We start from the raw sequence: 18,516 nt of genomic DNA, 5'->3' as shown, positions 1-18,516 counted from the left end.
CCTACGCGGCGCGGCGCGCTACGGATGCAGGATCGGCGATGAAGGCGAGACTGTCTCGCAGGGTCGGCGCCAAAAAGCGAAAGGGCTGGCCGATCGCGCCGACGATCTCGCGATGATCGACCCCGGGATAGAGCCGATCCGCCACCGGCCCGCCAGCGGCCCGGATGCGCGCGGCGAGGCGCGTCGTATTGCGCGGCAGGACATCCGTGTCCTTGGTGCCGGCAAGCAGCAGCATCGGCGGATTGCGGCCGTCGACATGGTTGATCGGCTGAGTCGCGGGCGGGGTGGGGTTCGGACCGAAGATTTTCTCCAGCTCCGCGTCATGCAGCGGCAGGAAGTCGTATGGCCCGGCGAGGCCGATCATACCGGCCGGAACCGGCGCGCCCGCTGCCGCCAGGTAGTCTGTCTGAAGAGACAGCATCGCCGCGTTATACGCGCCGGCGGAATGGCCCATAAGGAAGGGGCTGCCAGCGCCGCCATAGGCATGGCCGTTCGTCGCGGCCCAGGCGAAAGCGGCGGCGCAGTCTTCCAGAAAGTCGGGATAGCGGACTGCCGGATAGACCCGATAGTCGGGGATCACCACGACGCAACCCCGGGCGGCGAGAGCGCCTCCGACGAAGCGATACATCTCCTTCGCGCCGCTATCCCAACTGCCGCCATAGAAGAAGACGACGATCGGCGCCGGGTCTCGCCGTGCTGGGCTGTAGACATCGAGCGTCCGCCGCGGCCCAGCTCCAAAAGGCAACCCCTGCGCGACGCGCCGCCCCGGCGCCAGCCCGTTCAGAACCTTTAACGGCGAACAAGCACTCAGCGCGGCGCCAAGGCCGCCAAGGCCGCCAAGTGTCAGGATCCGCCGGCCAATCCGGCCACGGGTCGGCGGCGCCGTATCTGTATCGATTGCCATGGGACCAGAGATAGGCCGCGAGACGGGGATAACGAGCAAGTTCTCGCGCCGACACCACATGCATCCGAAGCAGCCTCCAAGCCGTAGTCAGGTGGTTAGCGGCAGGATGGATGGATGCAACTTGGCCCCGGCCTTCATGACAGCCCTTTGGACATCGCCGTCATCGGCTCGGGCATCGCAGGACTTTCCTGCGCCTGGCTGCTGTCCAAACGTCATCGCGTGACGCTCTACGAGGGCGCCGATCGCCTCGGCGGCCACACCAATACGCTGACGCCCAGCGGCGCGCCCGGCATCGCCGTCGATGCTGGTTTCATCGTCTATAACGAGGCGACCTATCCGAATTTCACAGCACTCCTCGCGCATCTTGGCGTCGCGTCGCAGCCCTCGGAGATGTCCTTCGCCGTCTCGCGTCACGCGGGCGCGCTCGAATATGCAGGCACCGATCTCGGCGGGCTTCTCGCACAAAAGGCAAATGTGATCCGGCCACGCTTCTGGGCGATGATGCGCGACCTGCTGCGCTTCTACCGCCAGGCGCCACGCGATATCGCCCGGATGGAAGCGCTCGATCTCACCCTCGACGAATACTTGATCGAAGGCGGCTATGGCGCTGCCTTCCGTGACGACCATCTGCTGCCGATGGCCGCTGCCATCTGGTCGACACCGACCGCCGCGATCGGTGACTATCCCGCCGCCGCCTTTATCCGCTTTTGCGCCAATCACGGTTTGTTGCGCGTTTCGGGACGGCCGGAATGGCGCACCGTTGCTGGCGGCGCGCGCAACTACCTGCGTTGGCTTGTCGATGGCGTCTCGGGCCCAATCCATCTCGCGCGGCGGATTGGCTCCGTGGCGCGCACCCAGGATGCGGTGCGGATCGAGGATATCGCCGGAGAGGTCGCATGGCATGACCATGTTGTGATCGCGAGCCACGCTCATCAGGCATTTGCCATGCTGGCGGATCCCGATGAGCGAGAGACCGCGCTGCTCGGTGCTTTCGGCCATACGCGCAACCTCGCGGTGCTGCACACTGATGCGACGCTGATGCCGCGCCGCCGGCGCGTCTGGTCGAGCTGGAATTTCATGGAATCGGGTGATGCAGGCGGGCCGCCCTTCGTCACTTATTGGATGAACCGGCTCCAGGCGCTGCCCGGACCGTGCGATTATTTCCTCACACTCAACCCGCCGCGACCGCCCGCCGCCGGAACGATTCTCCATACCGAGCAATATACGCACCCGCTTTTCGACCGCGCGGCGCTCGCGGCGCAGCGCGACTTGTGGAGTCTGCAAGGCGTCCGGCGCACCTGGTTCTGCGGCGCCTGGTTCGGCGCGGGCTTCCATGAGGATGGTCTGCAAGCGGGCCTCGCCGTGGCCGAAGCCCTCGGCAACGTTCGACGGCCTTGGGCGTGTGACGATGAATCCGGCCGCATTCGTCTAAAGGCGAAAACGCCTGTCGCGGCAGGCATATCATGAGCCACTCCGCGCTTTATGCCGGGCTCGTCATCCACCAGCGTTTCAGGCCGCGCCTGCACCGGCTGCGCTACCGCATCTTCTCGCTGCTGCTCGATCTCGACGAATTGGCGGATCTCGATCACGGTTTGCAATTGTTCTCGGTCGACCGGTTCAACCTCTTCAGCTTTCGACAGAGCGACCACGGCGCCGGGACGCGGACCGGTCTCGCCGATTGGGTGCGCGGCCAATGTGCCTTGGCGGGTCTAGCGGCCGACGGTGCGATCTGCGTGCTGGCCATGCCGCGCGTCCTGGGCCACGCCTTCAATCCGCTAAGTGTTTTCTTCTGCCATGGGTCGGACGGCGCGATCGTCGCCGTTCTTTACGAGGTGAACAACACCTTCGGCCAGCGGCACGCCTATCTCATCCCCACCGAGGGCGCTCACCGCGTCATTCGCCAGAGCTGCCGCAAGGTATTCTACGTCTCACCCTTCATGCCGATGGAGATGGAATATCGTTTCCGCGTTCTCCCGCCCGGCCCTCTCGTTTCCGTCTCCATCGAGGGGATCGGTGCTCAGGGACGGCTCATTACCGCCAGCCTGTCAGGCCGCCGCGAACCCCTTACCGACCGTTCGTTGCTGAGGGCCTTTGTGCGTGCGCCGCTCCTCGGGTTCAAGGTTGTGACTGGCATTCATTGGGAAGCATTGCGGATCTGGCGCAAGCGCGCCGGCTATCACCCACGCCCCGCGGCGCCTGTCGCGGCTGTGACTTTCGTAGGCGCCTGAGCATGTCTCAAACAGCAATTCTCGGATCCGCTCCTACGGTGCGTGGCGACTGGATCGGCCGCTTGTTCCTCACCCGGTTGCTGCGCCAGCTCGCACTGGGACAAGTGACCGTGCGGCTGCCGTCCGGCGAGGAGCTTGTCGGCGCCGGCGCAGGGTCGGGACCCGAAGCGACGCTCTTCCTGCATCGCTGGCGCGCGCTGCGGCAACTCGTGCTCGGCGGCGATGTAGGCTTCGCCGAGGCTTTCATGGACGGAGACTGGTCCAGCCCGGATTTGCCCGCGCTCATCGAGCTTGCGGCACGCAACCAGGATGCGCTCGGCGATAGCATCACTGGAACCACCGCGATGCGTCTGTTGAATCGTGTGATGCATCGGTGGCACGCGAATACGAAACGTGGCAGCCGGCGGAACATCGTGTCTCACTATGATCTCGGCAACGACTTCTACGAGAGCTGGCTTGATCGTGGCATGAGCTACTCCTCAGCACTCTTTACGGACCCGCATCAATCCCTGGAGGAAGCGCAGGAAATCAAGCAGGACCGCGTGTTGCGCCACCTGGGTGTGACGGGTGCCGAGACCGTGCTGGAAATCGGCTGCGGCTGGGGCGGACTCGCGGAACGGATCTGTGCGCGCGGGTGTGATGTGACGGGCATCACCTTGTCGCCAGCCCAGCTCGACTATGCACAACGGCGCTTCTCCACTCCTGGTCCGAAAGCGGAAATACGGCTCCAGGACTACAGGGACGTGAACACTGTCTACGACCGCATTGTCTCGATCGAGATGCTGGAGGCGGTCGGGGTGAAATATTGGCCGACCTATTTCGCCAAGCTGCGCGCTTGCCTGGCGCCCGGTGGCGTTGCCGTGCTGCAGGTCATCACCATCGCCGATGAAAAGTTCAGCGCCTATCTACGGAGTCCCGACTTCATCCAGCGTTATATCTTCCCCGGCGGCATGCTGCCGACACCCTCGATCATGCAAAGACAAATCGGTGGCGCCGGCTTATCGCTCGACACGGTGGAGACCTTCGGCCTTAGCTACGCCCGCACCCTCGCCGAGTGGCGCCGCCGCTTCCACGATGCCTGGCCCCGGCTGCGCGCCTCTGGATTGGACGAGATATTCGGCCGCAAATGGGACTACTATCTCGCCTATTGCGAGGCTGGTTTCCGCGCGGGAGCGATCGACGTCGCGCTATACCGGGTGACGAATCCGGCGTAGACGCCGACGAAAATCGCTCGCTGGCCCACGACCGCGGGAACGCTCTTCAGGCCTGAGGAATTTTGAGTGGGAGCCCTACTTCCGGAATTTCCGTCCTAGCCCCTGCAGTGCTGCGCCCAATCTGAATATCCCAGTCGGCTCGGCGACTTTCCTGTTTGTCGCGGCACAAAACATTCTCAGCATGTTGTGTTTCGCATTCAGATCCCTTTGGGCAGGATTGAGTTTGGGATCCATTCGATGAGGGCCGGCCGCATAACTGATCTCACCATCGGGTTTGAGCGTGAGGGTATCGTTTTTCTCACCCGGTGGCGCTGCTTTAGCCGAGGTAAACTTGAGACTGCCATCGAGTTCATGGCTCACCCGATACGGAGCTTTCGATCCAAACTGGTTCACATCGGGAAATGGCAATGTATGCAGAAGCTTCAGGCCGTCTTCCAGGATAGCGCTCGATCCAGGTTTGGGCACAATCTTTAGGCAATTCTGCCGGGTGGTCTTGGCCATTTCCTTCATGGCATGCTCGGCACCCCTGCGGCTGGAGTGCGGCGTGGGCTTGCCTAATGGGTCGTGAAATCGATGTATCCCGTCCTTCTCATTTATTCCAGAAGGTGAGCCGGGCTGAAAATTTTTGGCAGTACCGTCAAGTTTCAATGGTTGCTTAGTCGGAGCATTCGCCCTGCCAGTTCCACCAATAGCCACCGCAACCTCCCGACCAAGCTGAGGTCGGAGGGTCTACGCAGTCAAAGTTAATCCGGGCTGAAATCTCAGCCGAATCGTTCCGCCCGAGAGAACTCCACCTTTACGATTCGACGAAAGCCGAGAATTCCGCTGCGTAGTCCGGATGCCAGCGTGACAGCGCCGGACGGTTGCGGATGATGTCGTCGGCCATCCACTGCATGCGCTTCTCGTCCACCGCGCGCGGCACCGCGTTGTCAGCGCAGAGAATGTAGAAATCCCCGCGCTCCAGACTCGCCAGCATGAAATCGACCACCTGATCGGGCGTCCAGGCTGCGTCGGGCTTCGTGGCGCCCCCTGTCATGCCCGTATGGGTGAAGCCGGGGATGAGCAGGTGCGCGCTGATCCGCGCGCCGTCGGTGTTCCGCAACTCATGCGCAAGGCTTTCGGTGAAGGCGCGCACCCCGGCCTTGGACAGGTTGTAAGCACTATTGCCCGGCGGCAAGGTGATGCCCTGCTTCGAGCCAGTATTGATGACGAGACCCGGCTCAGCGGAGCCGATCATGCCTGGCAGGAAAGCCTGGACACCGTTGATCACGCCCCAAAGATTGGTGTCGAGCAGCCTGCGCCAGCCCTCTGGATTCTCCCAGGACCGCCCCGGATTGGCGCCGGAGCCGGCATTGTTCATCAGCAGGCTTACGGACCCGAAACCCGCCTCCACCGCTTCGCGCAGCGCCTCCACGTCGTCGGGGCGCGACACGTCCGTAGGAATCGCCACAATTTCCGAGCCGGCGGCCTCATCGGACACCGCCGCGTGCGCCTGGTTCAGCGCCTCGCCAGGGAGGTCCGCCAGCACGACATTCATCCCCAACCGCGCGAAACGCCGCGCGGCGGCCAGGCCGATGCCGCTCGCGGCACCCGTGATGACCGCGGTCTTGCCGGCCGCGATCGCTACATGCGCCATGAAGTCTCTCCCTCAGCTCTTGGCCGGTCCGGCCGAGTTCACCGGCAGCAGCGTCCAGGGCTGGCCGGCGGCGGCGGGCGGCTCGCAGTAAATAGGCACGGCATTCGCCGTCCGCACATTCGGCTGCAACCCCATGGCGGAGCGCAGCGCCCGGAACAGCGCGCCATGCGCCACCACCAGGACCGGCGCCGGATTGTCCAAGGCGCGATTGACGGCGACGACTGCGCGCTCGCGCAGCACGGCGAAAGGCTCTGCGCGCTCCGGCGTATAGGTTCCGGCGATCCAGTCGTCGTACCAGTCGCCCATCGGCTTGCCTTCCTGCTCGCCGAACTTCACCTCGCGCAGCCCGTCATCGCTCTGGACCGGCACGCCGATGGCATCCGACACCGCCTGCGCCGTATCGAGCGCGCGAGACAGACTAGATGAGATGATGGTCGCGATCTTATGGCCCTTCACCAGGGCGGCGGCGGATAGCGCCTGCTCCCGGCCCTTTGCGTTCAACGGAATGTCGATGTCACCCTGACTCAGATCCTGAGCGTTCCAGTCGGTCTCGCCATGGCGGAGGAACCAGAAGGCGGTCGGGGTAATGAGCGTCATCGGTGGTCCTTCACAAAGCCGAGCAAGCGACCGCGCGCCCCTCAATCAAACAGCGAACTGACCGAACTCTCGTCGGAGATCCGGCGCATCGCCTCGGCCAGAAGCGGCGCGATGGTGACCTGGCGCAGATTGCTTGCCAGCCGCACGGCCTCGGTCGCCAGGATCGAATCGGTGATCGTCATCATCTCGATGGGCGAGGAGGCGATGCGCGCGACCGCGCCGCCCGAGAGCACGCCATGGGTGGTATAGACGCTGGCGGAACGCGCGCCCTCGGCGATCAGCGCGGCGGCGGCGTTGCACAGCGTGCCGCCGGAATCGACGATGTCATCGACCAGGATGCAGTCGCGGCCGGCCACTTCACCGATGACGTTCATCACTTCCGAAACGCCGGCCCGCTCACGCCGCTTGTCGATGATGGCGAGATCGACATCGAGCCGCTTGGCGAGCGACCGGGCGCGTAGCACGCCGCCGACATCGGGCGAGACGATCATCAGATCGCGCCCGGCGTAACGCTCCTTCACGTCGCGCGCGAAAAGCGGGGCGGCGTAGAGGTTATCGACGGGGATGTCGAAGAAGCCCTGGATTTGCCCGGCATGCAGATCCATCGTCAGCACGCGATTGGCCCCGGCCTCAGTGATCAGATTGGCGACCAGCTTGGCGCTGATCGGCGTGCGCGGACCCGATTTCCGGTCCTGCCGCGCATAGCCGAAATAGGGGATCACCGCCGTCACCCGCCGGGCCGAGCCGCGCCGCAGCGCGTCCAGGGTGATCAGCAGTTCCATCAGATTGTCATTGGCGGGGTAGGAGGTGGACTGCACCACGAAGACATCCTCGCCGCGGACGTTCTCGTGGATCTCCACGAAGATCTCCATATCCGCGAAGCGGCGGACGGAGGCCTTGGTCAGCGGCAGGTTCAGCGCGGCGGCCACAGCCTCCGCGAGGGCGCGGTTGCTGTTGCAGGCGACGATTTTCATTGGGCGGATTCCGGAGCGTGCGGGTCGGCGGGGCGGCTTCTATCAACCCGTAAGCGGGGTGTCCACGCAGCGTAAAGGATGTCAACTCTCCGGCTCATGACGTTTTGCCCGATGTCGTGGTCGCTTTGGACGGAGGCGCGCTGGCCGATTTCGGAACCCGCTTGCCGATCGCATTGTCGATGACCTCCTTGATCCCCAAGGCGGCCTGGCTCCCTGCGGCCGCCGCCACGTCGCCCCAATAGCTGTCGAGCGAGCCGGTCGGGATGTCATGGACCTGGGAGACGCGGCCGGTCTCCTTGCCGTCGGGGGTGGTGACGACCCAGGTGAGTTCGACGCGCTGCGTCTGCGGGTTCACCGTCGAATTTTTTACCTTGCCGCTGAGCAGATAATCCGCCTGGTCTTTCTGCTGCACCATGACCACGCCCATGCCCGGCAGATCCCGCCCGATTTCCTTCGCGAGCGACTGGTTGCCGTCGCCCGGCGCGCCGGTGACACCCGAGAAGGCCACCCGGGGCGGACGGTTATACAGGCTGTTCGGGTCGTTCTGCTTCAGCACCGCGTCGATATTGGAGAGCAGGTCGGAGATGCCGGGGCTCGCCGCATTGGCGGCATCGGTGAGCGCCGCGGAATCACCGGCGGCCCAGGATGCGCTCGATACCGCCGGGCCTGAGTAGTTGCCCTGCTTGTGGCCGCGCGGATCGGTGATGGTGTAGCTCGGCACCACGCTGTCGCCTTGCAGAACGGCATGGACGCCCAGCACCCAATCCCCCCGCTGCGGACGGGCGGCGAAGGCGGGAATGGTCTGGTTGACGAGGGCATTGGCGAGGTCGGTCGCGAAAAGCTTGGCGGCCTGATCGTCGAGCAGTGCGTCATGCGGCGTCGGCACCACGATGCGCTGCGGCGGCGGATGCGCCAGCAGGGCGCCCATGCGGCCGGGATTGCCCAGCATGGGTTGGGGAAAGTCGCCGCAAGCGGCAGGCAGCAAGGCGAGCGCCAGGAAAGCGAGACGAGTCAGGCGGATCATAGGCGCGCTCCAAGAACGATCGCCGACATCTGGTGGCCGATCGCGCCGCCACCGGCGAGCGTGCGGCGGCGGTGGCTGAAGAAGCGATCGGGCTCCGCCGCCGTATCGCCCTCGGCGATGATGACCTTGGCGACCCCGGCCGCGACGAGGCGGGCTTCGCAATAGCCGGCGAGGTCGAACATCCAGCGCTCAGGGCGGCCGGGGAGAAAGAAGCGCTCATCCTCGGCATTCTGATCGAGCACCGAGCCGCGCAGATCGCCCGCCACTTCGTAGGAGTCCTGGCGGATGCAGGGCCCGATAGCGGCGATGATCCGCCCCGGATGCGCGCCGAGCGCGGCCATCGCCTCTACGGTTGCCTCCAGCACGCCCGCGACGGCACCGCGCCAGCCGGCATGGGCGGCGCCGATGACCCGGGCCTCGGTATCCGCGAAGAGCACGGGCGCGCAGTCGGCGGTGACGACGCCGAGGGCGATGCCGGGCACCGCCGTCACCATCGCATCGGCGCGCGGACCGGCACCAGCGATCCAGGGTGCTAGGACGGTCTCGACGTCCGGTCCGTGGACCTGATGCAGCCCCACGAGCTGCTCCGGCGCCACATCCAAGGCGCGGGCGACACGCGCCCGATTCTCGGTGACCGCCGCGCGATCATCGCCGCCGGAAATGCTGCAATTGAGGCTGGCATAGGCGCCAGCGGAAACCCCGCCCTCCCGCGTGAAGAAGCCGTGGGCGGCGCGCAGTTCTGGAACGGAGACGAAGCTTGGGAGGGTCATGCGGCGAATCCGGGAAGAGGGGGGGTGCCGGGCGCGGCGATGGCAAGCGCCACGAACAGACTGCCCATACCACGCGGCTCGGCCAGGCGTCGCGCGGCACCCATCACCGTCGCGGCCTCGGTTTCGGACCTGCCTCGCGCCAGACGTTCGGCGCGTTCGAAGAGGCCGAGGCGCTGGAGGAAGACACCCTGCATCACCGGTCCCTGCACCTCGGCGCCCTGGCCTCGCGCCGCGCGAGCGATGGCGGCGAAATCGACATGGGCGGTGAGATCCGCCGATCCGGGCTCGGCCAGCGGGTCGGTGGGCGCGCCATCGCGTAGTGCTTGCAGACTGTTGCCGGCATTGCCGTCGCGGCCATAATCCAGGATCAGGGCGAGACCGCCATCAGTGACGATCCGCGCGGCAAGGTCGGCACAGAAGGCGTCGGCGGCTTCGTTGATCTCGATCTCGCTGCGGTCGTCCTCCGCATTCTCCGGCGGGAAGGCCGGGCGTTCGACGAAAGCGCCATCCTGCACGAACCGCTCGACCCAGCGGCCGGCGACGAGGCGAAACTGGCGGACCGGCAGGGCGTCGAGGAACTCATTGGCGATCAGGATCACAGGGCCGGACGGTAGCCCCTCTAGCGCGTCATGCCAGGCGGCCATCGGAACCCGTATCGCCTGCTCGGCACGCAGCCGGGGCGAGGTTTCGATGAAATGTACTGTCATCGCCTCGGTGAAGGCAGGGGCCACGCGGGCGAGCACGCGGGTCGCGTCGGCCATCAGCGTGCCGCGCCCCGGGCCTGCCTCCGCGAATAGCACAGGGGTAGGGCGACCCAGCATGTCCCAGCAGACCGCGGCCCAGGCGCCGATAAGCTCGCCGAAGATCTGGCTGATCTCGGGAGAGGTGGTGAAATCGGCGAAGGGGTCGTGGTTCGCGTAATAGGCGGCATTGGCTCGTGCCATGAAGCGGTCGAGCCGTTCCGCCGTGTTCGTCACGCCGCGAAGGCACCGGTGAGCCGCGGCGAGCGGAGTCGGGCGTAGAAGACCAAACCCAGCCCGACGATGATCATCGGCAGCGACAGTACCTGACCCATGGTGACGCCGGACCAGAGGAAGCCGAGGAACGCGTCCGGCTGGCGGAAGCACTCGCCGATAATGCGCGCGATGCCATAGCCGATCAGGAAGCAGCCGGTGAGCAATCCGAAGCGGGCGCGGCGTGCCTCCGACCGCGCGAGGAAGAGCATCACCAGCAGCAGCACCAGCCCTTCCAGGAAAGCCTGGTAGATCTCGCTCGGGAAGCGCGGCTGCATATCGACGCGGGGATAGATCATCGCGAAGGGCCAGCCGGGCGGGGCGGGGCGGCCCCACAGCTCGCCATTTATGAAATTGGCGATGCGCCCGAAGCCCAGCCCGATGGGGGCGACGATCGCGATACGGTCGGCGAAGCCCAGGATGGGGATGCGGTGGCGCAGGCAGAAAACAATGATGGCGACCGTGACGCCGAGCATGCCGCCATGGAAGCTCATGCCCCCCTGCCAGACGGCGATGATGCTCAGCGGATGATGCAGGAAATTGCCCGGCTGGTAGAACAGCACGTAGCCGATCCGGCCGCCGAGCACGACGCCGAGCGTCGCCCATGAAAGAAAATCATCCACCAGAACCGGCGTCGCCACGGCCGGGGTCCAAAGCGCCATCCGCCGCACGAGACGCCATCCTAGGACGAGCGCCGCGATATAGGCGATGGCGTACCAATGGATCGCGAAAGGGCCGAGACGCACCAGGACCGGGTCAAAATCGGGGAAAATCAACACATGGCTCATGCCGTCTCCTGCTCCCCGCAGGGCGCCGCATTGGTTGGACGCTGTGCCACGCCCATATCATGGCATGATGATGCGGGAGCCGCGGCGTGGCGCTCGGCGGAGACAGTGACCGGAAGCATGGGCCGGGCTTATACGCAACCGCTCGCAGGCACGGAAGGCAGGAGGACGGGATGAAGGAGCGCAGCCGCTTCATGGACGATCTGGCGGGAGTCGCGCAGGGCGCGATGTCCGCTTTCGCCGGCGTGCGAGACGAGGCGGAAGCCGTGATGCGTGCCCGCATCGATGACGCCATCCAGCGCTTCGACCTCGTGCGCGGCGAGCAATTCGCGGCGGTGCAGGAGATGGCGGCCAATGCCCGCGCGGCGCAGGAGGCGGCGGAAGCCAAGCTCGCCGCCCTCACCGACCGAGTCGCGGCGCTTGAAGCGCGGCTTGGCGCGGCGGCGCCAAAAATCGGCGCCACTACGGAGCCGCCAATCGCCATGCCGCCCCCAACTGAGGTCCGGACGGACCTTGGAGATGCCGCTTCCGGCGTTTTAGGCTCCGGCGGTTAGACTTTCGTTCGAAGGTCATCGCTTAGACTCTTGCTACAGTAGGCTTGGTTGCGGCCAAATGACCTCGCGACCAAGCCTAACCCGCGGATTCGGCGATCCGCACCGCCCGCTCCTGCGTATAGGAGGAGCCGGCGTCAATTGACGGCTTCGCCCGATGTCCGGCCTTCCTCCAGCCCCGAGGAGACCTCGCGTGACCCATCTTTCCCTCGCCGCAGAGACCGACGTCGCCAATCCGCTCGACGTGGTCGAGCAGATAATCTCCTCAAACGAATGGATCTTTGAGCGTCGCAACGACGCCGAAATGGCCGCCGAGGCCCCTGGTCGGTGGTGCGACTACGGGTTGTTCTTCAACTGGTCGCATGAAATCTCGGCGATGCACTTCACCTGCGCCCTCGACATGAAGGTGCCGGAGAAGCGCCGCGCCGCGCTGCACGAGTTGCTCGCCTTGGCCAATACGCATCTCTGGATCGGCCATTTCGGTCTGGATGCGGATGACGGCATGCCGGTTTTCCGCCATGCGGTCCTGCTCCGCGGCGCCCGCGCCGCCTCGGCCGAGAGCCTGGAGGATATGGTGGATATCGCCATTACCGAGTGCGAGCGTTTCTATCCGGCCTTCCAGTTCGTCCTATGGGGCGGCAAGACCCCGGCCGAGGCGCTGACCGCCTCGATGCTGGAATGCGTCGGCGAGGCGTGAGTCTTCCCGGGTTGCATTTTAGCAAGCGGGTCAGGTCTCCCCTCCCTGCAGGGAGGGGAGCGCGCCAATGACCGTCCCAGGCGACCGCGGCAAACTGCCCTCCGTTCTTCTCGTCGGCGGCGGGAAGATGGGGCGCGCGATGCTGGCTGGTTGGCGCGAGGTCGGCCTCGCGTCCTCGATCGTCGTTGATCCGAGTCCGGAGGCAGCAAGTGCCGCGAGTGCCGAGGTCACGGTACTCGCCGGCCCGGAAGCGATACCGCGAGATTTCGCTCCATCCGCCGTGATTTTGGCCGTGAAGCCGCAGATGGCTCCGACCGTACTTCCGCTGTATGGCCGGTTCGCTTCCGGCGCGGTTTTTCTCACGATCATGGCGGGAAAGACGGCGGCGGATGTTGTTGCCATGCTCGGTGCCGAGGCCCGGGTGGTGCGCGCCATGCCCAATACGCCCGCCGCCGTTCGTCAAGGCATAACGGTGGCCGTCGCCGGTGCGGGCGTGGCCGATGCGGAACGTGCGCTCTGTGACCGGTTATTGACGGCGATCGGCGAGGTCGCCTGGACCACGGACGAGGCGCTGCTCGATCCGGTGACAGCGGTTTCCGGCAGTGGCCCTGCCTATGTGTTTCTGCTCGCCGAACTGCTGGAAGCGGCGGCAGTCGCACAGGGCTTGCCCGCTAACCTCGCGCGCCGGTTGGCGCGGCAAACGGTGATTGGCGCCGGCGCGCTCTTGGCTGCTAGTCCGGAGGATGCTGCTGATCTTCGGCGAGCGGTAACCAGCCCGAAAGGCACCACAGAAGCCGCTCTCGCGGTGTTAATGGCTCCCGAGGCGTGGCCGCATGCCATCGACGAAGCGGTGACGGCTGCCACCCGCCGCTCTCGTGAACTTTCCGGCTGACGCCACGCATAAACACATAAAGATATGCTTATGAATGATGCAGAGTTTGACGAAGCGTTAGTTGCCGCGGTTTTCGCGCAGGCGGGAGACCGAGGGTGGCGGAGTGTTAGTCTGGTCCAGGCGGCGCGCGATGCCGGACTCGATGTCGCCCGCACCCGAACCCGCTTCCCGTCTCGCATCGCCGTCCTCATGCGCTTCGGCGCGATGGCGGACCGCGCGGCGCTGGAAGCGGCCCCGCCGAGTGGCCCCATCAAGGACCGGCTCTTCGACATGATCATGCGCCGCATCGATGTGCTGCAGGCGCATCGTGCCGGTGTGCTCGCGGTACTAGAAGCCGCGCCGAGAGATCCGCTGCTCGGCTTGATGCTAAGCCGGCTCAGCCTGCGCAGCATGGGCTGGCTTTTGGAGGCGGCCGAGGTTTCGACGACCGGGCTACGCGGCGCGGGGCATAAGCGCGGCCTGCTCGCGGTGTGGCTTTGGGTTGTTCGCGCCTGGCGGAATGATGACAGTACCGACCTGGCGACGACGATGAGCGCGCTCGATCAGGCGCTAGACCGCGCGGCTCAGGTGGCCCGGTGGCTGGGCGAGTCCGACGACAATGCCCCTCCAGACCCGGAAAGCGCATCAGACACCATGCCGCCGGATGAACCGCCCCCGGTGCCCGCGAACGGGGCGGTGCCACCCATCTGAGGCTTTCTGCGCTTCGCGGAACCTTTTCACGTTCTAGCCCCTGGTGCAGCGGCGATGCCGGTGCAAATTCTGTGGGGGCATGGCCCCTCCAGTGGCGGCCAGCCCAATGACAAGGAGGAGACGACGATGTCTGACGGTCCGAAGGACACTCCCTATCGTTTCGGAAGCGGAGCAATGAATCCGGATATCTCGCGCCTATTCTCGAACCTGAAGATGCCGGCGATCCCGGAAGCGACGGCATTGCTCGACATGCACCGCCGCAACCTCGCGACCCTGGCGGCCGCCAATAAGATGATGTTCGAGGGCGCGCAGGCGATCGTGCAGCGTCAGATGGAGCTCATGCAGCGCCAGGTTTCGGATCTGAGCGAAGCGGCGAAGACGCTGGCAGCTCCCGGCGGCCCTCAGGACAAGGCCGTCAAGCAGACCGAGCTGGTCAAGTCAGCCTATGAGAAGAGCGTAGGCGATGCCCGCGAACTCGAGGATCTGATGCGCAACTCCAGCACCGAGGCGCTCGACATGGTCCACAAGCGCTTCCTGGCCTCGCTGGATGAGTTGAAGGCCGCGGTCGAGAAGACCAAAGCGGCGGGTTGAGGCGGTCCGCTTAGGTCGATCGGGTCCGCTGCGGTAGTCGGTAGCTCGGCGGGATGTCTCTGGTCTGAACCGTGCTCACTCGACCCCGTCATGCTCGGCGAAGGCCGGCATCCACGCCTCGCTTGCTTCACGAAGGCAGGCGTGGATGGCATGCTTTCGCGTGCCATGACGAATCTGGGGGTCGGGGTTCAGAGTGATCATTGAGCTGGAGCCTGCTGCAACTCTATCCACGGCGCATGGCGTGATGCGAAATGAGACTCAGACGACCACCGGCGCCCGCTCGTTGCCGCGTTCCCAGGACTCCTGCTCGCTCTCGTCGAAGAGCGCGGTGAGGTGGCGGACCATGGTGCCGCCGAGATCCTCGGCATCGACGATGGTCACGGCGCGGCGGTAGTAGCGCGTCACGTCGTGGCCGATCCCGATGGCGATGAGCTGGACCTGGCGCCGCCCCTCGATTTCGCCGATGACCTGGCGCAGGTGGCGCTCCAGGTAGTTCCCCGGATTGACGGATAGCGTGGAATCATCGACCGGCGCGCCATCGCTGATGACCATCAGGATGCGCCGGTGCTCGGTGCGGGTGAGTAGGCGCCGGTAAGCCCAAAGCAGCGCCTCGCCGTCGATATTTTCCTTGAGCAGCCCCTCGCGCAACATGAGGCCGAGGTTGCGGCGGCTGCGCCGCCAGGGCGCGTCGGCGGCCTTGTAGATGATATGGCGCAGGTCGTTCAGCCGCCCAGGCAGGCGTGGCTTGCCCTCCTGCACCCAGCGCTCGCGGCTCTGGCCGCCCTTCCAGGCGCGGGTGGTAAAGCCCAGCACCTCGACCTTCACGGCGCAGCGTTCCAGCGTGCGGGCCAGGATATCTCCGCACATGGCGGCCACCGTGATCGGGCGGCCGCGCATGGAGCCTGAGTTGTCGATCAGCAGTGTCACGACGGTATCGCGGAAGTCTGTCTCCCGTTCGCGCTTGTAGGAGAGCGATTGGGTAGGCGTGGCGACGACGCGGGCGAGGCGGCTCACGTCGAGGAGCCCCTCCTCAAGGTCGAAATCCCAGGCCCGTGTCTGCTGCGCCATGAGGCGGCGCTGCAGGCGGTTCGCAAGCTTGGACACCATCCCTTGAAGGTGCTGGAGCTGATGGTCGAGCTGTTGGCGCAGCCGTCCTAGCTCTTCGGCGTCGCAGAGGTCCTCGGCGCTGACCTCCTCGTCGAAATCGCGGGCGAAGGCTTTGTAGGTCGCCTCCACGCCCTGCCGCTCGCGGTGGGGCTGCGGGCCGCCGGGGCGTTCCTCACCCTCAGCCTCGCCATTTGCGTCCTCGTCGCCTTCCGCGTCATCCTCGTCGGCGGCTTCGCCCTGCATGTCCTGAGGGTCGCCGCCGACCGTCTCATCGGCCTCGGCCTCCGACTGGCTTTCGCCCTCGCTGCTGGCGTCCTGCGGCGGACCTTCTTCCGGCGCTTCCTCACCGCCCTGCGGATCCTCGGACGGATCGGCTTCGGCCTCGGCTTCCGCGAGGTCGTAAGCGGAAAGCAGCCGGCGGGCGGCGCGCGCGAAGGCTTGCTGGTCGGCGAGGTTGTCGGCCATTTCGGCGAAGGCGGCCTCGGCCTCGGGCGCCACGGTGGCGCGCCATAGCGACAGCACGCGATCCGCGCCGGCAGGGGCGGTACGGCCGGACATGCGCTCTCGTGCCATCAGCGACAGCGCGGTGCCGAGCGGAAGCTGGTCCCGCCGGGTCATGCGGTCGTAGCCCTCGGCCTCGCATTGCTCCGCCAGCTTGGCGTCGAGGTTCGCGGCGACGCCGGCCATGTGACGCGAGCCGAGCGCTTCAACCCGCGCCTGTTCCAGCGCGTCATAGACTTCCCGGGCCTCCCGGCTGGCCGGGGAGCGCGCCGCGTGGATGGCGTCACTGTGGTGGCGGAGGCGCAGCGCCATGGCATCAGCCGTGCCGCGCAGCCGCGCCATCTCAGCGGGTGGCAGGCCGCGCGTGGGGCTTGGGATGCGAGCGCGCCCCGCCCCCGCGCTGGCCGGACCCGGCTGGAAGGCGACCTCGGCATCCGGGATGCCCGAGACCGCGCGAATGGCGCCAGCGGTCGCGCGTTTGAATTCCTCGCTACGCTCCGCCGCGTCGCGCGCCTGAGTGCCGCCGATCTGGCCGCCCGGGCTCACCGCCACCGCCGTTTAGCTCGCGCGGCGCAGGGCGCCGGTGTTGATCTCTTCGTTGAAGCAGCGCTGGTAATATTCCGCGACCGTCGCACGCTCCGCCTCGTCGCATTTGTTCAGGAAGGTGAGGCGGAAGGCGAAGTTGAGGTCGCCGAAGATCTTCTCGTTCTCCGCCCAGGTGATCACGGTGCGCGGCGACATCACGGTCGAGATGTCACCGGCGATGAAGCCGGCGCGGGTGAGGTCGGCCAGCGCCACCATGGCCTCGACCTTGCGGCGGGCCGGGACGTCCTTCTTGTCGATGCCGAGCTTGGCCATGACGATGGCCGTCTCGTCCGCATGCGGCAGGTAGTTCAGCGTGGCGACGATGTTCCAGCGGTCCATCTGGCCCTGATTGATCTGCTGGGTGCCGTGGTAGAGCCCGGTGGTATCGCCGAGACCGACCGTATTGGCTGTCGAGAACAGGCGGAAGGCCGGGTGAGGGTGGATCACCCTGTTCTGGTCGAGCAGCGTGAGCCGCCCCTCCACCTCCAGCACGCGCTGGATCACGAACATCACGTCGGGCCGGCCGGCGTCGTATTCGTCGAAAACCAGCGCGCAGGGGTGCTGCAGCGCCCAGGGTAGGATGCCTTCCTTGAACTCTGTCACCTGCTGGCCGTCCTTGAGGACGATCGCATCCTTGCCGATGAGGTCGATCCGGCTGATGTGGCTATCGAGGTTGATGCGCAGACACGGCCAGTTGAGCCGCGCCGCCACCTGCTCGATATGGGTGGATTTGCCGGTGCCGTGATAGCCCTGGATCATCACGCGGCGGTTGAAGGCGAAGCCCGCGAGGATGGCGAGCGTCGTGTCGCGGTCAAACTGGTAGGTGGTGTCGATCGCAGGCACGTGGTCGGTCCGCATCGTAAAGGCCGGCACGACGAGGTCACTCGCGAAACCGAAAACCTTTTGGACGTTGACCGTGGTGTCGGGCATGCCGTTGGGGGTTGGGGAAAGGCTATCGGCGATTCCCAAGCCGGGGCCATTCGTCATCGAAACGCGCGTCCTATCGTTATACGTCGATGCATCAAGCAGGAGGATGCATCAAGCGGGGGGCATCAAGCGGGAGCATCGAGCCAGGGAGAAGTATCGGTCGTTAGCCGTCGCGATCCTAGTATGGGGGCGGCAAAGCTGCGCGTCAGGACCGCGCCATCTGCCTTTGACCGGCGGGCAAGAAGTTTTTCAACGTCGAATAGGCGATGTTGATCGCCTTGATGAGGTCTTCCTTCTCGGCCGCGCCGCCATTCGCGTCGGGATGATGCTTCTTCGCCAGCTCTTTGTAGCGTGCCTTCACCATGTCGAGACTAACGGGCCAGGACAGCCCGAGCACGCCGAGCGGATGCCGCAGCTCGGGCGGCGCCTCATCGCGCGGCTCAGCGGAGTGCGCGGTGCGGCCGTCGATCGAGGCCAGCGGGTCGCGCAGGATGGATTCATGGACGGGTCGGAAATTTCCGTTGACCCCAAGTCGCCAAGTCGGGCGCTGCCAGGAGACATCGGCCCGCAACTCGGCCTCGATCTGCCCGGGCGTCATATCCTTGTAGTAGTCCCAGCCCGCATTGTAGGCGCGCACGTGATCCAGGCAGAGCCAGAGATATTCGTGCAACGAGGTGCGGGAGCGCGGAGCGCGGTAGCAGCCGAGTTCCTGGCAATCGGGCATGTCACAAATCCGGCCCGGCGCATCCGGGTCGGGCGCGTAGGCCCGGGTGCGGGAGGCGCGACGACTCATGGACCGTATATGGTGGCGCGGCGCGATGATTGGCAAT

General features: G+C 65.8%; 20 protein-coding genes. 8 read left to right on the top strand and 12 right to left on the bottom strand.

All coding sequences use genetic code 11. The features are described 5' to 3' along the window. Nucleotide 1 precedes the first annotated feature (1 nt). Nucleotides 2–904 (bottom strand): alpha/beta hydrolase, encoded by a 903-nt coding sequence (locus tag GSQ92_RS10475; RefSeq protein WP_158801736.1) that lies wholly within the window; start codon nt 902–904, stop codon nt 2–4. Nucleotides 905–1,018: 114 nt separating this feature from the next. On the opposite strand from GSQ92_RS10475, the gene GSQ92_RS10470 reads away from it, so the two are divergent. Genes GSQ92_RS10470 through GSQ92_RS10460 form a run of 3 tightly spaced genes read left to right on the top strand, consistent with a single transcriptional unit; the run spans nt 1,019 to nt 4,346 of the window. Further along, nucleotides 1,019–2,371 carry an NAD(P)/FAD-dependent oxidoreductase gene (locus tag GSQ92_RS10470; RefSeq protein WP_158801735.1) on the top strand — a complete coding sequence of 451 codons (1,353 nt, stop codon included), beginning with the start codon at nt 1,019–1,021 and terminating at the stop codon, nt 2,369–2,371. Then, on the top strand, nt 2,368–3,132 hold the full coding sequence (locus tag GSQ92_RS10465) for a DUF1365 domain-containing protein (protein WP_158801734.1): 765 nt from the start codon (nt 2,368–2,370) through the stop codon (nt 3,130–3,132). Before GSQ92_RS10470 ends, GSQ92_RS10465 begins: the two co-directional genes overlap by 4 nt. A 2-nt stretch (nt 3,133–3,134) precedes the next feature. Next, nucleotides 3,135–4,346 (top strand): cyclopropane-fatty-acyl-phospholipid synthase family protein, encoded by a 1,212-nt coding sequence (locus GSQ92_RS10460; RefSeq protein WP_158801733.1) that lies wholly within the window; start codon nt 3,135–3,137, stop codon nt 4,344–4,346. A gap of 75 nt (nt 4,347–4,421) precedes the next feature. Here GSQ92_RS10460 and GSQ92_RS10455 read toward each other — a convergent pair whose 3' ends face one another. The 8 genes from GSQ92_RS10455 to lgt all read right to left on the bottom strand — a co-directional run bounded on the left by GSQ92_RS10455 (nt 4,422) and on the right by lgt (nt 11,148). Continuing rightward, complete coding sequence (locus tag GSQ92_RS10455; protein WP_158801732.1) at nt 4,422–5,042, bottom strand: hypothetical protein; 621 nt, start codon at nt 5,040–5,042, stop codon at nt 4,422–4,424. A gap of 100 nt (nt 5,043–5,142) precedes the next feature. After that, complete coding sequence (locus GSQ92_RS10450; protein WP_158801731.1) at nt 5,143–5,982, bottom strand: SDR family NAD(P)-dependent oxidoreductase; 840 nt, start codon at nt 5,980–5,982, stop codon at nt 5,143–5,145. 12 nt (nt 5,983–5,994) lie between these two features. Beyond that, a complete protein-coding gene (locus GSQ92_RS10445; RefSeq protein WP_158801730.1) occupies nt 5,995–6,579 on the bottom strand; it encodes a histidine phosphatase family protein in 585 nt (194 codons plus the stop codon). Nucleotides 6,580–6,620: 41 nt separating this feature from the next. After that, the gene (locus tag GSQ92_RS10440; protein ID WP_158801729.1) at nt 6,621–7,553 is read right to left on the bottom strand and encodes a ribose-phosphate pyrophosphokinase; all 933 of its coding nucleotides are present in this window, start codon (nt 7,551–7,553) and stop codon (nt 6,621–6,623) included. A gap of 94 nt (nt 7,554–7,647) precedes the next feature. After that, nucleotides 7,648–8,577: a hypothetical protein gene (locus GSQ92_RS10435; RefSeq protein ID WP_158801728.1), complete on the bottom strand. Its 930-nt coding sequence runs from the start codon at nt 8,575–8,577 to the stop codon at nt 7,648–7,650. Beyond that, nucleotides 8,574–9,347 (bottom strand): peptidoglycan editing factor PgeF, encoded by a 774-nt coding sequence (pgeF, locus tag GSQ92_RS10430; protein ID WP_158801727.1) that lies wholly within the window; start codon nt 9,345–9,347, stop codon nt 8,574–8,576. The genes GSQ92_RS10435 and pgeF overlap by 4 nt, the downstream gene beginning before the upstream one ends. Further along, complete coding sequence (locus GSQ92_RS10425) at nt 9,344–10,324, bottom strand: class I SAM-dependent methyltransferase (protein ID WP_158801726.1); 981 nt, start codon at nt 10,322–10,324, stop codon at nt 9,344–9,346. Before GSQ92_RS10425 ends, pgeF begins: the two co-directional genes overlap by 4 nt. Then, complete coding sequence (lgt, locus tag GSQ92_RS10420; protein WP_158801725.1) at nt 10,321–11,148, bottom strand: prolipoprotein diacylglyceryl transferase; 828 nt, start codon at nt 11,146–11,148, stop codon at nt 10,321–10,323. Before lgt ends, GSQ92_RS10425 begins: the two co-directional genes overlap by 4 nt. A 170-nt stretch (nt 11,149–11,318) precedes the next feature. On the opposite strand from lgt, the gene GSQ92_RS10415 reads away from it, so the two are divergent. The 5 genes from GSQ92_RS10415 to GSQ92_RS10395 all read left to right on the top strand — a co-directional run bounded on the left by GSQ92_RS10415 (nt 11,319) and on the right by GSQ92_RS10395 (nt 14,566). After that, entirely contained in the window at nt 11,319–11,699 is a 381-nt protein-coding gene (locus tag GSQ92_RS10415) for an accessory factor UbiK family protein (protein WP_158801724.1), read from the top strand. 190 nt (nt 11,700–11,889) lie between these two features. Continuing rightward, nucleotides 11,890–12,393 (top strand): YbjN domain-containing protein, encoded by a 504-nt coding sequence (locus tag GSQ92_RS10410; RefSeq protein WP_254065504.1) that lies wholly within the window; start codon nt 11,890–11,892, stop codon nt 12,391–12,393. Between the two features lie 67 nt (nt 12,394–12,460). Further along, nucleotides 12,461–13,285 (top strand): pyrroline-5-carboxylate reductase, encoded by an 825-nt coding sequence (gene proC / locus GSQ92_RS10405; RefSeq protein ID WP_158801722.1) that lies wholly within the window; start codon nt 12,461–12,463, stop codon nt 13,283–13,285. Between the two features lie 30 nt (nt 13,286–13,315). Then, nucleotides 13,316–13,975 (top strand): TetR family transcriptional regulator, encoded by a 660-nt coding sequence (locus tag GSQ92_RS10400; protein WP_158801721.1) that lies wholly within the window; start codon nt 13,316–13,318, stop codon nt 13,973–13,975. Nucleotides 13,976–14,188: 213 nt separating this feature from the next. After that, nucleotides 14,189–14,566 carry a phasin family protein gene (locus tag GSQ92_RS10395; protein WP_158801720.1) on the top strand — a complete coding sequence of 126 codons (378 nt, stop codon included), beginning with the start codon at nt 14,189–14,191 and terminating at the stop codon, nt 14,564–14,566. Nucleotides 14,567–14,824: 258 nt separating this feature from the next. Here the strand turns inward: GSQ92_RS10395 and cobT are convergent, their stop codons facing one another. From cobT to GSQ92_RS10380, 3 genes are all read right to left on the bottom strand, one after another. Further along, nucleotides 14,825–16,720 (bottom strand): cobaltochelatase subunit CobT, encoded by a 1,896-nt coding sequence (gene cobT, locus GSQ92_RS10390; RefSeq protein WP_254065503.1) that lies wholly within the window; start codon nt 16,718–16,720, stop codon nt 14,825–14,827. A gap of 12 nt (nt 16,721–16,732) precedes the next feature. Further along, a complete protein-coding gene (gene cobS, locus GSQ92_RS10385; RefSeq protein ID WP_371417968.1) occupies nt 16,733–17,689 on the bottom strand; it encodes a cobaltochelatase subunit CobS in 957 nt (318 codons plus the stop codon). A gap of 202 nt (nt 17,690–17,891) precedes the next feature. Next, entirely contained in the window at nt 17,892–18,479 is a 588-nt protein-coding gene (locus tag GSQ92_RS10380; RefSeq protein ID WP_158801718.1) for a J domain-containing protein, read from the bottom strand. Nucleotides 18,480–18,516: the final 37 nt, after the last annotated feature.

Source organism: Acidisoma sp. S159, from assembly GCF_009766125.1.
Classification (GTDB): domain Bacteria; phylum Pseudomonadota; class Alphaproteobacteria; order Acetobacterales; family Acetobacteraceae; genus Acidisoma.
This window is presented reverse-complemented; position numbering and strand designations above follow the sequence as displayed.

Excerpts from the sequence above, each read along its gene's own strand:
- cobS (WP_371417968.1), bottom strand. The coding sequence starts at position 17,689 with ATGCCCGACACCACGGTCAACGTCCAAAAGGTTTTCGGTTTCGCGAGT.
- GSQ92_RS10380 (WP_158801718.1), bottom strand. The coding sequence starts at position 18,479 with ATGAGTCGTCGCGCCTCCCGCACCCGGGCCTACGCGCCCGACCCGGAT.
- GSQ92_RS10400 (WP_158801721.1), top strand. The coding sequence starts at position 13,316 with ATGAATGATGCAGAGTTTGACGAAGCGTTAGTTGCCGCGGTTTTCGCG.
- GSQ92_RS10460 (WP_158801733.1), top strand. The coding sequence starts at position 3,135 with ATGTCTCAAACAGCAATTCTCGGATCCGCTCCTACGGTGCGTGGCGAC.
- proC (WP_158801722.1), top strand. The coding sequence starts at position 12,461 with ATGACCGTCCCAGGCGACCGCGGCAAACTGCCCTCCGTTCTTCTCGTC.
- GSQ92_RS10440 (WP_158801729.1), bottom strand. The coding sequence starts at position 7,553 with ATGAAAATCGTCGCCTGCAACAGCAACCGCGCCCTCGCGGAGGCTGTG.
- GSQ92_RS10395 (WP_158801720.1), top strand. The coding sequence starts at position 14,189 with ATGCCGGCGATCCCGGAAGCGACGGCATTGCTCGACATGCACCGCCGC.
- GSQ92_RS10445 (WP_158801730.1), bottom strand. The coding sequence starts at position 6,579 with ATGACGCTCATTACCCCGACCGCCTTCTGGTTCCTCCGCCATGGCGAG.
- GSQ92_RS10475 (WP_158801736.1), bottom strand. The coding sequence starts at position 904 with ATGGCAATCGATACAGATACGGCGCCGCCGACCCGTGGCCGGATTGGC.
- GSQ92_RS10465 (WP_158801734.1), top strand. The coding sequence starts at position 2,368 with ATGAGCCACTCCGCGCTTTATGCCGGGCTCGTCATCCACCAGCGTTTC.
- GSQ92_RS10450 (WP_158801731.1), bottom strand. The coding sequence starts at position 5,982 with ATGGCGCATGTAGCGATCGCGGCCGGCAAGACCGCGGTCATCACGGGT.
- GSQ92_RS10470 (WP_158801735.1), top strand. The coding sequence starts at position 1,019 with ATGCAACTTGGCCCCGGCCTTCATGACAGCCCTTTGGACATCGCCGTC.
- GSQ92_RS10415 (WP_158801724.1), top strand. The coding sequence starts at position 11,319 with ATGAAGGAGCGCAGCCGCTTCATGGACGATCTGGCGGGAGTCGCGCAG.
- pgeF (WP_158801727.1), bottom strand. The coding sequence starts at position 9,347 with ATGACCCTCCCAAGCTTCGTCTCCGTTCCAGAACTGCGCGCCGCCCAC.
- GSQ92_RS10435 (WP_158801728.1), bottom strand. The coding sequence starts at position 8,577 with ATGATCCGCCTGACTCGTCTCGCTTTCCTGGCGCTCGCCTTGCTGCCT.
- lgt (WP_158801725.1), bottom strand. The coding sequence starts at position 11,148 with ATGAGCCATGTGTTGATTTTCCCCGATTTTGACCCGGTCCTGGTGCGT.